The following is a 14,221-nucleotide window of genomic DNA, read 5'->3' as shown; positions in this document are numbered from 1 at the left end:
AGACAGATCAATGAAACGTGCAATGTTAATGGCGACGCTCACGACTGCGCTTTGCGCGAGCGGTCACGCGTTGGCTGCGGTGAGTGCGGAGGAAGCGAAGGAACTGGGCCAGAAGCTGACCGAGTTTGGCGCGGAAAAAGCCGGCAATGCCGACGGCTCGATTCCGGCGTATACGGGTGGCGTCAAGGACCTCGCTATTCCGGCGGACTTCAAGCCCGGCAGTGGCCACTATCCGGATCCGTTCAAGGACGATAAGCCGATCGCGTCCATTACCAAAGCCAACGCGGCACAGTACGCGGACAACCTGATGCCCGGCACGAAGGCACTGCTCGACCGCCTCCCGGGCTTTCGCATGGATGTCTACAAGACGCGCCGCACGATGGCCTACCCTGACTGGGTTCTGAAAAACACGGTTGCGTGCGCGCAAACCGCGAAGCTGGCCGGCAAGGTCAAGGGCGACAGCGTGGAAGGCGCGTTCGCGTGCATTCCGTTCCCGATCCCGAAGGACGGCTATGAGGTCATGTGGAACCAGAACCTGCGCTACCAGGGCCCGCGTACGGACTTCCGCTTCCGTACCATCCTCATCGACGAGTCGGGGCACAAGACTCTGATGGGCGATAACGAAACTCAGTTCATCTACCAGTACTACGACCGCAATGGCAGCAAGCTGCCCGATAACTTCTTCCGCACGGGCTTCACGCGCTTCTACGGGCCGCCGGCGAATGTCGGCATGCTGACGCTCGCGAAGTACACCATCAACGCCGGCGAGGACGACGACACTACCTGGATCTACATGCCGGGACAGCGCCGTGTGCGCGTGGCGCCGGAGTACAAGTACGACACACCGATGGCGCAGATCGGCGGCACGCTGCTATTCGACGAGATCGGCGGTTTTCAGGGGCGCATGGACCGCTTCGATTTCAAGCTCGTCGGCAAGAAAGAAGTGTACGTCCCGTATAACAACTATCGCGCGTACAACTCCAGCAACCTCGCCGGCGACAAGTTCACGAACCCCGACGACGTGCGCTGGGAAAAGCACCGCGTCTGGGTCGTCGAGGCGACGCTCAAGCCCGGCGTGCGCAATATCTATAGCCACCGTACCTACTACATCGACGAGGATACCTGGCTGATCGTTGGCTACGATGCGTATGACCAGAGCAACGCGCTTTATCGCACTGGCTACACGCTCGACATCGTTCCCTACGACAAGCCGCGCGTGGGCCAGCCGAATGCGGTCATGTACGACCTGACCAAGGGCAATTACTCGGTCACGGCCGATACGGGCACGCCCTCCCAGCACATGATCCCCTACGACGAGGTGCCGAACCTGGGGAACTACAACACCCAGGCATTGCTGAACGCTGGCGTGCGGTAACGCTGTAACGCGGTAGCCGCGAAGCGGGCGGACAGGTCACCCGCTTCGCAGTACGGTATCTCAAGAGCTGTCCTGCGGAGAGTCAAAACATGTCTATCCGGACGCTGCAACGCGCAGCAGTCGCCGGTCTGGCGTTCGCGTGCGCCAGCACGCTATGCACGGCGGCAGAAACCAGCAACCGGTCTTTCATCGATCCGCTCGACGCGCCGGCTACACTCGCGGCTGTCCCGGCGCGAGCACCGATGACTGCTGTCGCTCACGCCGCGTCGCGTCTCGTCGCAGTCGGCCAGCGCGGCGTGATTGTCATGTCCGACGACCACGGCCGCACCTGGAAGCAGGTGCCGAGCCCGGTGCAGAGCGACCTCACCGCCGTGACTTTCGTGGGCGCATCGCAGGGATGGGCGGTCGGCCACGACGGCGTGATCCTGCATACGTCGGACGGTGGCGAAACGTGGGTCAAGCAACTCGACGGCCGCGAGGCCAACCCACGCTTCGTTGCCCACTACCAGGCCGCCGTTGCGGCGGGCGACGCGAGCGCGAAGCCTCTGCTCGAACAGGAGGAGCGCAACGCGAAGGCGGGTGCATCGCTGCCGTACCTGGACGTCTGGTTCGAAAACGCCCAGCACGGTTACGCGGTCGGCTCGTTCGGCATAGTCGCCGTCACCACGGACGGCGGGAAGACGTGGTTGCCCGGCCTCGCGAACGTCGACAACCCTGACTTCCTCAACCTGAACGCGATTCGCCGTATCGGCGACAACGTTTTCATCGCCGGTGAACGCGGCACCGTGTTCCGGCTCGACCGCGCCAGCGGCCGCTTCATGCGCCTGAACTCCGGTTACGCAGGCAGCTTCTTCGGCATCGCCGGTAACGATGCGCGGCTCTACGCGTTCGGCCTGCGCGGCACGATCTATGAAAGCGTCGATCATGGCGACACGTGGCGGCAGGTGCAATCGGCGACCGACTCGTCGCTCAACGACGCGATCGCGCTCGCCGATGGCCGGGTCGTGATCTGCGGTAGTCGGGCACTGCTGCTGGTTGCCGATCCGGTGTCCGGCGAGTTGCACCGCGTATCGGCGGACACGCCAATGATGTTCACAGGCATTACGACAGACGGTAGCGATCACGTCGCGGTTAGCGGTTCGGGTGGCGTGATGATCGAATCAATCGTGGCACGGCATTGAGCCATGCCTCGCACGGTAACAGGTGTTGAACATGGATAAACCGCAAGCTGACGCTACCGGACACGGGCGGAAGCCCGTCTCGGAACAGCAGCCGTTCGATCGCCGCTCCGGCGGCCCTGTCGAGCGCCTGATCTTCAATCATCGGGCGCTGATCGTGATCGTCTGCGTCCTGCTCACGGCGCTGTTCGGTTTTCGCGCGTCGCGGCTGGAGGTCAATGCGAACTTCCTGAACATGATTCCGCAGTCGCACCCGTTCGTGCGCAACTATCTCGACAATGAGGGCTCGCTGCGCTCGCTCGGTAATTCGCTACGCATTTCAGTCGAGACCACGAAAGGGTCGATCTACGATCCGGACTATCTGCGCACGCTGCAGAAGATCAACGACAAGGTCTTCCTGATGCACGGCGTCGACCGGACGTGGATGAAGTCGCTGTGGACGCCGTCGGTGCGCTGGACCGAAGTCACCGAGGATGGTTTCAAAGGCGGCCCGGTGATGCCCGAAGGCTATGACGGGTCGGCGAAGGCGATGGCCGAGTTGAGGCGCAACGTCGCAAGCGCGGGACTGGGTGGCTCGATGGTCGCGAACGACGAGCGCTCCAGCATGATCTTCGTGCCGTTGCTCGACAAGGATCCCGCCACGGGCCTGCCGCTCGACTATCGCCAGCTGTCGCATGATCTGCAGCAACAGATGAACACGCTTGCCACGCCGGGCATCAAGGTGCATATCGTCGGCTTCGCGAAGCTGACGGGCGACCTGATCGACGGGCTCGACCGTGTGATCATCTACTTCGGCATCTCAACGCTGATTGCGGCGCTCGCGCTGTACGGCTACACGCGCTGCGTGCGCAGCACGCTGCTCGTACTGCTGTGCTCGGCGGCCGCGGTGACGTGGCAGCTCGGCATCGTGCAGTGGCTCGGGTTCGTACTGGATCCTTACTCGATCCTCGTGCCGTTCCTGGTTTTCGCCATCGGTGTATCGCATGGCGCGCAGAAGATGAACGGGATCACGCGCGACATCGCCCGTGGCGCGCATCGTTACGCCGCCGCGCGCTTTACGTTCCGGCGTCTGTTCCTCGCCGGCCTCACCGCGCTGCTGGCCGACGTCGTCGGCTTCGCGGTGCTGATGATCATCGACGTTCCGGTGATCCGCAATCTGGCGTTGGCGGCAAGCATCGGCGTGGGCGTGCTGATTTTCACGAACCTCGTGCTGCTGCCAGTGCTGCTGTCGTACACCGGCGTGAGTGCGTCGGCAATCCGCCGCGCGCGCAATAGCGACGACCAGAATGCACGGCACAGCGTCGTCGCACGCGGCTACATGGTGTTCGAACGCTTTTCGACGCGCCGCTGGGCGATCGGGGCGATGGTCGGTGCGGCGATTCTGTTTGTCGGCGGTTATTCGGTTAGCCGGCATCTGCAGGTGGGCGATCTCGATGCCGGTGCGCCCGAGCTGAAAGCCAGTTCACGCTACAACCGCGACAACGCGTTCATCAACCAGCACTACAACCTCTCGAGCGACGTCTTCGCGGTCATCGTCAAGACACCGAACGGCGGCATCGAACGCTATCCGACGCTGATCGAAATGGATCGCCTCGAAACCCTGCTGCGCGGAACACCCGGCGTGCGCGGCACCGAATCGGCTGCGAGCGTCGTGCGCCAGTACATCGCCGGAAGTTTCGAGGGCTCGCCCAAGTGGCTCACGATCAACCGCGATCCGTTCGTGACCGGCGATGCATTCGCGCAGGTCGTCGTCGCCCTGCCTGAACTCACCAACGCAGACCGCACGGTCGCGCCGTTGCTCGTGTTCCTGAGCGACCATAAAGCCGAGACGCTCGCCCGGGTCGTCAAGGTGGTGCAGGACTTCGCCGCCGCGCACGACACCGCCGACCACCGGTTCCTGCTCGCAGCGGGATCCGCGGGAATCGAGGCCGCAACCAACATCGTGGTCGAACAGGCGAATCGGGAGATGCTGGCGCTCGTCTACGCTTCGGTGGCGATCCTCTGCTTCATCACGTTCCGGACCTGGCGCGCGGTCGTGGTCGCGCTGATTCCGCTGATGCTGACATCGGTACTGTGCGAAGCGCTGATGGTGATGCTCGGCATCGGCGTGAAAGTCGCGACGCTGCCGGTCATCGCGCTCGGCGTGGGGATCGGCGTCGACTACGCGCTGTATCTGCTGTCCGTGCAACTGGCGCGGCAGCGTGCCGGCGCGACGCTGCGCGAAGCCTATCGCGATGCGTTGCAGTTCACTGGCAAGGTGGTGATGCTGGTCGGCTTCACGCTCGCAGGCGGCGTCGTGACGTGGGTGTGGTCGCCGATCAAATTCCAGGCGGACATGGGCATTCTGCTGACGTTCATGTTCTTGTGGAACATGGTCGGTGCGCTCGTGCTCATTCCCGCACTCTCCTATTTCCTGCTTCGCCCGAAGGCCGAACGCCAGCGCGGCGAGGCGCAGTCTGCACCGGCCGGCCAGGTGGAGCAACCCGACGCTGGAGCCGTCGCGCGGATGCCGCAGGTTTGCGCGACTCCGGGCCACTGAATATTCCTCACATTCCTGGAGATTTACAGATATGTTCGATTTGCTGATGACCGCCGACATGATGGTTCCCGATCCGGACGGCATGACGGAACTGCTGGTCAACAAGCTGGGTATTCACAAGCACCCGAACTGGCGCCAGGCATTCGACAACCACCCGTACATCGCGCACTTCCTGCGCGTGCACAAGTCGCTCGCGGTCGCGCCCACGCGCGTCGAGCCGCAGATTCACCTCGACCGGCCGAATCCGGGCGACCCGCTCTTTCACGACTTCCTCGACAGCCTCGCGACGTTTCAGGGCAAGCATCGCCCGATCCTCACGCATTCGATCGTGGTCGCGTCGCGCAAGCCGCACTTCGAGCAGACCGTAGAGCGTCTCGCGCGCTTGCGCCAGCCGTTCCGGCTCGCGCAGCGCACGCCGGAGATGCCGTTCGACCGCCTCTGGGTCGGCGTCACGCCGGAGCGCCCCTACTACGAGCCTTCGGTGGATGGAGGCCTGTGCATCGAGATCATGCCGGTCGAGCCGCTGCAGCTGCCGCCCGAGACGTTCGCGATTCCCGCGCCGCAGCCGCGCGATCTGCAGCCGGGCCAACTCGTCCGGGTAACGGCGCGCGGCTATCTCGTGCGTGATCTTGACGACACGCTGCGCCGCTGCTCGGCCAATCTCGGCTGGGACCCGGCCGGCCCGGTCGAGCAGCTCGACGTCGAGGGCTACCGGCGCGCGCGCATGGGCTTCACCCTGCAGAACAGCGCGGCGCTCGATATCATCGAGCCGACCCGCTGGAACAGCGACGCGGGCCTCTACATCAACAACTGGGGGCCGGGCCCCTACTTCGTGCGCATTGCCGTGAACGGTCTGCAGGTGAAGGCCGAAGAGCTGAAGTCGCGCGGCGTCCGCTTTGACTGGATCGAAGCATGCGAAGCAGTCGGCGGACGCTCCCTGATCCGCATCCATCCCTCGGAGCTCGACGGGCAACTCTTCGAATTCGAAGAGTTTCAGGCTTCCTGATAGCGTTGACCGGACAGGGAGAGAAGAGATGGACGCAAAGTCAGACAATGCAGCCGTGCGGGTCGAACGCAACGGCAAAACGGCCTGGATCGTCCTGAACCGGCCGGAGCAGATCAACGCGATCAACGACGAAATCCGCGAGGGCGTGCCGCGCGCGCTGCGCGAACTGGAGGCAGACCCGGCGGTCAGCGTGATCGTGATCCGCGGCGAAGGGCCACGCGGTTTTTGCGCCGGCGCGGACATCAAGGAAAAGCGCGGTCCGGAATCGTCGCTGCAAGTGCGGCGGCGCATGGAGCGCTCGCGCTGGATCGAGACGCTCGACTGGATCGCGAAGCCCGTGATCGCCGCGCTGCATGGGTTTTGCATGGGTGGCGGGATGGAGCTCGCACTCGCCTGTGACATTCGTTATGCCGCGTCCGATACGGTGATGGCGCTGCCGGAAACGGGCCTCGGCCTGATTCCTGGCGGTGGTGGCACCCAGCGTCTTTCGCGTCTGGTCGGTCACGGCCTGGCGATGGACATGCTCCTGACCGGCGAGCGGCTCGACGTACAGCGGGCGAAGGAAATCGGGCTCGTCTCGCGCATCTCGGCCGCGCCCGCTAGCCTCTTCGAGGAGGTGCAGGCGCTGGCCGACCGTATTGCCTTGCGCTCGCCAATGGCGACGGTCTATGCCAAGCAGGCCGCACGTGCGGCGCTCGAACTCGACCTGCGGCGCGGACTCGATCACGAACTGGACCTCTTCGCGCTGCTCGCGCCGAGCCAGGACGTCAAGGAAGCGGCGCTGGCCTTCAGGGAAAAGCGCGTACCCGTGTTCACCGGAGAATGACCTGTCATGAGCAATGAGAAGGCTGAAGGCAAGCTGGAGAACAAGGTTGCGATCGTGACCGGCGCGGGCGCAGGACTCGGCGCCGCGTGCGCCCGCGCGCTGGCGCAACACGGGGCGCGCGTCGCGGTTGTCGATATCAACGGTGAAGCGGCCGCCGCCGTGGCGGCCGATATCGGCGAGCGAGCGATGAGCGTGCGGACGGACGTGTCGTCGGAGGCAGAGGTCAAGGCGATGGTGAGCGCCGTGCTGGAGCGCTTCGGGCGCATCGACATCCTCCACAACAATGCAGCTGTGCTGGACGACGTACAGCGGGCCGGCGACCGCGATGTGATCAACGTGAGCGTGGAAGTGTGGGACCGCGCAATGGCCGTGAATCTGCGCGGCGCCATGCTGTGTTGCAAGCATGCAATTCCGGCGATGCTTCGTGGCGGAGGCGGCTCGATCATCCACTCGTCCTCAGGCTTCGGCGACCAGGGTGACTTTACAATGAGCGCCTATGCGGCCTCCAAGGCGGGGCTCGCGATGCTGAGCAAGTCGGTGGCCGCGCAGTACGGGAAGGAGCGCATCCGTTCGAACACGATCCAGATCGGCCTCGTGGTCGCGGACCATCCGCTTCCCGAGGACATCAAGGCCGTGATTCTTGACGGGCACCTCACGCCCTACCTGGGCGACCCGAAACATATCGCCGACGTCGTGTGCTTTCTCGCATCGGACGAAGCGGCGTTCATCACCGGGCACACCCTCGCGGTGGACGGCGGATTTTCCAGTCACGCGCCAACGCTCGCTCCCCTGCGCGCCCTCTTCGCCTCCCGCGGCAAGGCAGCCTACTGAGCGGCCATTGCCGCGTATCGATCACGTAGGCGTCCTGCCGCCCGGACGAGACGCCTCTCCCACGGAACAGTTCACTTGACCGACCAGCCGACCATCGTCCTCGTCCATGGCGGCCAGCACACGCGCACCTGCTGGGACCCCACGGTCGCGGCGTTGAACACGCTCAACCCGCATGTGCCGGTTCTCGCCGTCGATCTGCCGGGGCACGGCAACGAGCCCGGAGACCTCGCGCAGCTCACGATCGCGCAGTGCATCGAGAGCGTGCTGGCGCAAATCGACGCCTCACGTGCAAGAAGCGGTGCGAAAAGTGTCGTGCTGGTGGGGCACTCGCTGGCGGGCATCACGCTGCCCGGCGTTGCCGAGAGGCTCGGGACAGCACTCAAGCGGATGATCTTCATCGCGTGCTGTATTCCGCCGAACGGACAGTGCGTGCTCGATACGCTTGGACCGCCCATGAATCTCATTGCGAAGCGCGCGGCGCGCCGCGAAGCCGTGAGCGCGCCGCTACCGGCATTCGTCGCGTCGTGGGTGTTCGGCAACGGCATGACGCGCGGCCAGAAACAGCAGGTTATTCGCGGCCTGTGCGCCGAAAGTACGAAAGTGACGACCGAGCCGGTGGACCGCGCCATGTTGCCGGCCGCACCGATGTCGTGGGTGTTGACGAAGCGCGACCGTGCGCTGCGTCCGAAACTGCAGCGCAGGTTCATCGCCAACCTGGGCGGTGTGGACGAAGTGATCGAGTTGGACACCTGCCACGACGCGATGATCAGCGAGCCGCTCAGGCTCGCGCAGATCGTACTCGAACGCTGCTGAGCGAGCGGGGACTTTCCCCGCCCTCTCCTCTTTCCCCTAAGCCGGCCGGCGCCAGCGCGCGAGAATTTCCAGCCCTTGCGGATCGAGGACTTCCTCCGGTGCGCGCACGCTTGGGCCGAGGATCGGGCCGACCTGCTCGTGGCCCCACGTGCTGAGCTTTTCGGGGTTCAGCTCGAAGCCGTCCTCATGCCAGGGTTCGAGTTCGGTGATGATCTCGAACGCAAAGCCGCCAGGCGAGAAGTGATAGAACGACACGTGCGGATCCTGCGTGTGCTGCCCGAGCGTCATCATCATCGGAAGGTTGCGCTGCTTGACGATATCGTACGTCTCTCCGACGTCGCGCAGGCTGTTCACGAAGAGGCCGATGTGCTGGATTCCCATCTTGTTCGGCCCATGACCGTACGCGATATCGTGGCTCGTGCTGTTATTGAGTTTCGAGCGGTAGAACGCGGTCTTGCCTTTGCCGGCGCCAGCGCCGTAGTAGTGAAAGCCCATCACCACGGTCAGGAAATGTTCGAGCTCCGGCGGGAACTCCGGCGTGATCAGGACGACATGGCCAAGTCCGCGTGCACCTGCAGTGAAGCCGCCGTGTGGCCGTCCAGGGATGAACGAGCGCGGCATCCATTTCTGCGAGTAGAACAGCTCGTGCTGGTAGCCAACCGGATCACGAAAACGCACTACGTCCCGCACGCCGCGCAGTTCGGCATCGCCTTGAGTGACTTCGATACCGGCGTCACGCAGGCGCTGAACGGCAGCCTGAAACTCCAGCTTGCCGCGCGCTTCCCAGCCGACGTAAGCCAGCCGGTCTGACTTGCCCGGATGAAACGCGAAGCGATGCCGCCGGTCGTCGATCCGGAAATAAAGCGAGTCGCGATCGTTCTGAGGCGACTCGCCGATCTGCCAGCCCAGCACTTCGGGCCCGTATGTCCGCCATTCGTCCATTCTGGCCGTCTCAAGGCCGAGATATCCAATGCCGATGATGTCCACAGTGTCTCCTGGTGCGTTCTTGCTCGCGCATGCATGGGCTGTCACAGTGACAGCATTCCGCCGTCCACCACGATGTCCGTGCCGGTGAGGTACGAAGCCTCGTCGGATGCAACGAACAGCGCGACGGCGACGATTTCTTCCGGTTCGGCCGCTCGCTGTACCGGCACCCCGGCCAGCAGCGCCGCGCGCGTCGCGGGGTTGTCGAGAAACGGCCGGGTGCCCGGGGTGGCAACGACACCCGGACTGATACTGACCGCGCGGATGCGATGCCTCGCGCCTTCGATGGCAAGCTGCCGGGTCAACGCCACGACGCCGGCTTTCGCCGCAGAATGCGCGCCGATGCCGGTCGTGTCCGAAGCACCCCACGCCGCCACCGACGAGATGTTGACGATCACGCCGCCGCGTTCGGCGAGATGCCGCCACGCATAGTGCGTGGCGTAGAAGACCAGGTCGAGCTCGTTGCGCATGGTCCAGCGCCAGTCGTCGACTGACATGTCGCCGACAGCGCCGAAGCGCGCGGCGGACGCGTTGTTGTAAAGGATATCGATTCTGCCGTACGCGGCGGCCGCCTCTTCGACCCAGGCCTGCGCGGCCTGCGCGTCGCCCAGGTCCACGCTGCCGGCGCCAGCCACTTCGAGGCCTTCGGCCCGCGCGAGCTCCACTGTCTCCTGCTGCGCAGCCGCATTGACGTCGCAGCCGAAGACCCGCGCACCTTCACGCGCGAACCGTAACGCCGCAGCCCTGCCTTGTCCGCCGCCCGTACCACTGATCAATGCGACCTTGCCTTCGAGCCGTCCCATCCGCCACCTCCGCCTCTCAGACCGGCACGGTTATGCGCCGGCCGCTTCGACCGTGAGCGCCTCAGCCGGACAAGCCGCGGCGCCCTCCCGCGCTTCGCTTTCGAGTTCCGGCGGCACGGTGTCGGACTCGAGGTAGACGATTCCGTTTTCGTCGAGCTTGTAGACCTGTGGACACAGTTGCGCGCACAGCCCGTAGCCGCAGCAGCGGCTGCGATCGGCTCGCACGTGCAGCACGGCCGTCCCCTTGATTTCCGAATCCATGTCTCCTCCCGTTGATCGCCGGCTGTGCCGACATTAGCGAGGAAATTATATGCACAGATTCAATATAAGTGTTGAGTTTAGCATTCGGGTTGTCCCTGGCGCCCTGCGTGCGGCAGTGGCCACGCGTCTTCGATATGGGTCGGCCTCTGAATGGATTTTCCGCATTCGTTTTACTCCTGGTCAGCGCATTACATTGAACAGTTGCCACATATATGATCCACTTGTTCGCGCAGGATCTGATCATACGGCCGCGTGGCCACCAAGTCCGCGCGGCCCCGACAACAATAAGGACGGAGACAGATGTCAATCAGTCAGACCCATGATGTCGTGATCGTCGGCGGCGGCCACAACGGCCTGTCCGCTGGTTGCTATCTGGCGGCAGCCGGCAAAAAGGTACTCGTGCTCGAAGCGCTGGAGAAGGTGGGCGGCATGGCCTCCTCTGGCTATCTGCTACCCGAGGCGCCCGAACACCTCATTCATCCGTGCGCGCTAGACATGATGTCAATGCGCGTCCATCCGCGCGTTCCGCGCGAACTCGAGCTGGAGCGGCACGGCTTTCGGCAGGTGGAGTTGACGCCCGGCTATGTCTACCTGCACCCGGACGGCACGTCGCTGGTGTTCTGGCGTGATCCAGAGCAGACTGCGCAGGAGATTCGCCGTTACAGCCCGAAGGACGCGGAATCCTTCCTTGCGTTCATCAAAGTCGTTTTTGCCTTCCTCGACCTGGCCGTGCCGATGATGCGCGTCGATCCGGCAGAGGGCAATCTGGGCGCGCGCTTTGAGGCGTTGCGCGCTGCGTTACGCAACCGAAAGCTCAAGCCGGAGCTGATGGCGTTGCTGACCGGGTCGGCTTATCAGGCCGCGCTCGAGCACTTCGAACATCCCGTTACGATCTCGGCAATGTGCTCCCTGACGGGACTTGCCGGGCCGATCACTGCGGACGGCAGCGGCATTTATTACGCACTACTTGGATTTTTGCATCGCTTCGGTGTTGGCCGGGTGGTCGGTGGCATGCAGACGCTCTCAAATGCGATGGCCGCGCGCCTGCGCGAACTGGGAGGCGAAGTGTTGACGTCCGCCCGCGTCGAGGAAATCGTCGCCGATGGGCAGGCGGTGCGCGGCGTGCGCCTCACCGACGGCCGCACCTTCGACGCGCGCGCCGTCATCGCGAGCTGCCACCCGCAGGTCGCTCTGGAACTGGTGACGCCGGGGCGCATCGACCAGCGCCTGCTGACCCGCATCCGTCATGCACCGGCTAACGCCCACGGCGCCTCCCCGTTGAAGCTCGACATGGCGCTGCGTGGGCAGATTTCGCTCGCGCGCTTCGAGGCGAAGCGCGGCGACGGCGTCGACCTGCGCAAAACCTGCCTGCTGATCGGCACGGCCGAGGCGGTACTGGAGAATTTCCGTGCGGCAGCCCGCGGCGAAGTGCCGACGCTGCCCTACCTGACGATCGCGGCACCCAGCGCGGTCGATCCCTCGCAGGCCCCCGCCGGGCAGGACACGGTCTACATCTATCCGCCCGCCATGCCCGCGAATCCGCGCGAGGGCTGGGACGCCATCCGCGAGCGGGTTGCGCAGCAGGTGATCGACCAGGCAAGCGAATATGTCGACGGGCTGAAGGAATTCGAAATCGCACGCCGGATGGAGGCGGCGCCGGATTTCACACGGCGGCTGAACACGGTCAATGGCTGCGTGGTGCATATCGACACCACCACGATGCGCTCGAACAAACTCAGGCCCGCCTATGGTCTGGGCGGCGCGACACTGCCGGTGCCGGGGCTTTACTTCGGTGGTGCAGGCATCCATCCCGGCGGCGGCGTGAACGGCATGCCGGGCCGCATCGCAGCACACCGGGTACAGCGATGGCTGGGGCAAAGCGAGCGCCGCAGCATGCGAGCGCTAGGTCTCGTAGCCGCCGTCCTCGGCGCGTGGGGCATCGGCTGAGCGCGAAGACGGCGCGCGCGGCCGCGTCAGCGGCGGCCGCTCGTGCGCGAGTATCGTGGACAGCACGAAATCGATCGAATATTCGCGCCACGCCACCGCGCCGTCCGCCGACGTCGTATCGAAGCCCGCCACCGCCGACACCGTATAGTGATTGGTGAACCCGCCGGTCGTCAGCAGCGCCGCGGCCGCATAGAACATCCGTGCGTCGACGCCGGGACGAAAGTCGCCGCTCGCGACACCACGCAACAGGATGCGCTCCATCTGCGCAACCAGCGCGGGCGCCAGATCGACAAAGCGATTGCGCGGTGTAGCGCCGGCCTGATGCTCGTGAAAGCGCAAGCTCTCCTGCGCCAGCGAGCCCAATGTCGGATCGCGCCGATACTGGTCGAAGCCGTGCCGCAGCAGCACCCGCAGTCCCTCTAACGGAGGCAGATGGTCGAGTTCGAGCGCCAGCAGATCCGCCAGCACGTCTTGCGCCGATTCGTCGAGCACACTCGCGAACAGCGCCTCCTTGCTGGTGAAATAGTGGTAGACCAGTTGCTTGGTGACGCCCGCGGCGCGCGCGATATCGTCGATGCGCGCGCCTGCGAGGCCGTGCGCCGAGAACGCGCGGCGCGCTTCCTTGAGCAGGCGGGCGATTGTCGCCCGCTTGCGGGAGGGCGAATTGAGCGATGCGGTATCGGCTGGCGGCGAGGACATTGGCGAACAGGAGGACAACTGCAATCGGTGGGTAACCGCATCGACTCTCGCATTGTAGTGTCGATCACCCATCCGGTGCACGCGTTCGCCGCTGTGCGGACCGATGTTCAGAAGCTCTGCGTCAGCGGCCGCACGATGATTTCGTTCACCGCGACCTGCTCCGGCTGGGTGATCGCGTAGACGATGGCATCGGCGATCGCGTCGGCAGGCATCGCCCCTTCGAAGAGCTTCTGCGCGCGCTCGCGGAACGCGGGCACCGTGATACTGCCCGGCAGCTCGCTTGCCACGAGTCCAGGACAGATCGAGGTGACGCGTACCTTGCCCGCGCATTCCTGCCGCAGCCCCTCGCTGATCGCGCGCACGGCGAACTTCGTCGCCGAATAGACCGCGCCGCCCGGTCCAACGCTCAGGCCGGCCACCGACGAAATGTTGATGACATGACCGGCGCCCCGTTCCAGCATGGCGCCCAGCACCGCATGGATGCCGTACAGCACGCCCTTGATGTTCACGTCGATCATGCGGTTCCAGTCGTCGACGCAGCCTTGCGCAATCAGCGAAACCGGCATGATGCCCGCGTTGTTGACGAGCACGTCGATGTGGCCGAAACGCTCGCGCGCCGTCGCCGCGAGCTGCTGGAGCGCCTCGGGCTTCGTCACGTCGGTAGCGGCCCAGATGACCTGGTCGGAGCCACCGAGCTGTCCGGCCAGCTGACTGAGGCGCTCAGCCCTTCGCGCCGCAAGCACGAGCTTCGCGCCATGCTGCGCGAGCCGGCGCGCCGTTGCTTCGCCGATGCCGCTGCTCGCGCCCGTGATCATGACAACCTTCTCTTCAATCGGATTCATATGCCTGGCTACCTTCGATAAGTGGAAAAGCTTGCGGGCCGCTCAGCCCGCAAGCGACTCGATCAGTACAGGGTCTGCAGCCTCCTCGGTGCCCCACTTCACCATTCAGCGCAGCGG

At 64.6% G+C, this 14,221-nt stretch carries 13 protein-coding genes; 8 read left to right on the top strand and 5 right to left on the bottom strand.

Annotation, left to right across the window (positions count from 1 at the left end; all coding sequences use genetic code 11):
* The first annotated feature begins 10 nt into the window (after positions 1-10).
* The 7 genes from D1Y85_RS16265 to D1Y85_RS16235 all read left to right on the top strand — a co-directional run bounded on the left by D1Y85_RS16265 (position 11) and on the right by D1Y85_RS16235 (position 8,568).
* A complete protein-coding gene (locus tag D1Y85_RS16265; RefSeq protein WP_124152101.1) occupies positions 11-1,375 on the top strand; it encodes a DUF1329 domain-containing protein in 1,365 nt (454 codons plus the stop codon).
* A gap of 89 nt (positions 1,376-1,464) precedes the next feature.
* A complete protein-coding gene (locus tag D1Y85_RS16260; RefSeq protein WP_124152100.1) occupies positions 1,465-2,556 on the top strand; it encodes a WD40/YVTN/BNR-like repeat-containing protein in 1,092 nt (363 codons plus the stop codon).
* A 31-nt stretch (positions 2,557-2,587) separates the two neighbouring features.
* Positions 2,588-5,092: an efflux RND transporter permease subunit gene (locus D1Y85_RS16255; RefSeq protein ID WP_124152099.1), complete on the top strand. Its 2,505-nt coding sequence runs from the start codon at positions 2,588-2,590 to the stop codon at positions 5,090-5,092.
* Between the two features lie 31 nt (positions 5,093-5,123).
* Complete coding sequence (locus D1Y85_RS16250) at positions 5,124-6,098, top strand: VOC family protein (protein ID WP_124152098.1); 975 nt, start codon at positions 5,124-5,126, stop codon at positions 6,096-6,098.
* A 28-nt stretch (positions 6,099-6,126) separates the two neighbouring features.
* Complete coding sequence (locus tag D1Y85_RS16245; protein WP_124152097.1) at positions 6,127-6,924, top strand: enoyl-CoA hydratase/isomerase family protein; 798 nt, start codon at positions 6,127-6,129, stop codon at positions 6,922-6,924.
* A gap of 6 nt (positions 6,925-6,930) precedes the next feature.
* Complete coding sequence (locus D1Y85_RS16240) at positions 6,931-7,755, top strand: SDR family NAD(P)-dependent oxidoreductase (RefSeq protein ID WP_124152096.1); 825 nt, start codon at positions 6,931-6,933, stop codon at positions 7,753-7,755.
* A gap of 75 nt (positions 7,756-7,830) precedes the next feature.
* Entirely contained in the window at positions 7,831-8,568 is a 738-nt protein-coding gene (locus tag D1Y85_RS16235) for an alpha/beta fold hydrolase (RefSeq protein WP_124152095.1), read from the top strand.
* Positions 8,569-8,604: 36 nt separating this feature from the next.
* On the opposite strand, the gene D1Y85_RS16230 is transcribed toward D1Y85_RS16235, so the two are convergent.
* From D1Y85_RS16230 to D1Y85_RS16220, 3 genes are read right to left on the bottom strand one after another with little or no spacing between them, the layout of a single operon-like run.
* Positions 8,605-9,555 (bottom strand): VOC family protein, encoded by a 951-nt coding sequence (locus D1Y85_RS16230; protein WP_124152094.1) that lies wholly within the window; start codon positions 9,553-9,555, stop codon positions 8,605-8,607.
* Between the two features lie 41 nt (positions 9,556-9,596).
* Positions 9,597-10,355, bottom strand: coding sequence for an SDR family NAD(P)-dependent oxidoreductase (locus D1Y85_RS16225; protein ID WP_124152093.1), 759 nt, complete (start codon positions 10,353-10,355; stop codon positions 9,597-9,599).
* Positions 10,356-10,385: 30 nt separating this feature from the next.
* On the bottom strand, positions 10,386-10,616 hold the full coding sequence (locus D1Y85_RS16220; RefSeq protein WP_124152092.1) for a ferredoxin: 231 nt from the start codon (positions 10,614-10,616) through the stop codon (positions 10,386-10,388).
* Positions 10,617-10,916: 300 nt separating this feature from the next.
* On the opposite strand from D1Y85_RS16220, the gene D1Y85_RS16215 reads away from it, so the two are divergent.
* Complete coding sequence (locus tag D1Y85_RS16215; protein ID WP_124152091.1) at positions 10,917-12,563, top strand: phytoene desaturase family protein; 1,647 nt, start codon at positions 10,917-10,919, stop codon at positions 12,561-12,563.
* Here the strand turns inward: D1Y85_RS16215 and D1Y85_RS16210 are convergent.
* Both D1Y85_RS16210 and D1Y85_RS16205 read right to left on the bottom strand, forming a co-directional pair.
* A complete protein-coding gene (locus D1Y85_RS16210) occupies positions 12,519-13,262 on the bottom strand; it encodes a TetR/AcrR family transcriptional regulator (RefSeq protein WP_124152090.1) in 744 nt (247 codons plus the stop codon). The genes D1Y85_RS16215 and D1Y85_RS16210 overlap by 45 nt on opposite strands.
* Before the next feature lie 107 nt (positions 13,263-13,369).
* Positions 13,370-14,104 (bottom strand): SDR family oxidoreductase, encoded by a 735-nt coding sequence (locus D1Y85_RS16205; protein WP_124152089.1) that lies wholly within the window; start codon positions 14,102-14,104, stop codon positions 13,370-13,372.
* Positions 14,105-14,221: the final 117 nt, after the last annotated feature.

The organism is Paraburkholderia dinghuensis (assembly GCF_003837865.1).
Taxonomy (GTDB): Bacteria; Pseudomonadota; Gammaproteobacteria; order Burkholderiales; family Burkholderiaceae; genus Paraburkholderia; species Paraburkholderia dinghuensis.
Note: the sequence above shows the minus strand (reverse complement) of the source record. Positions and strands in the feature narration are given on the sequence as shown.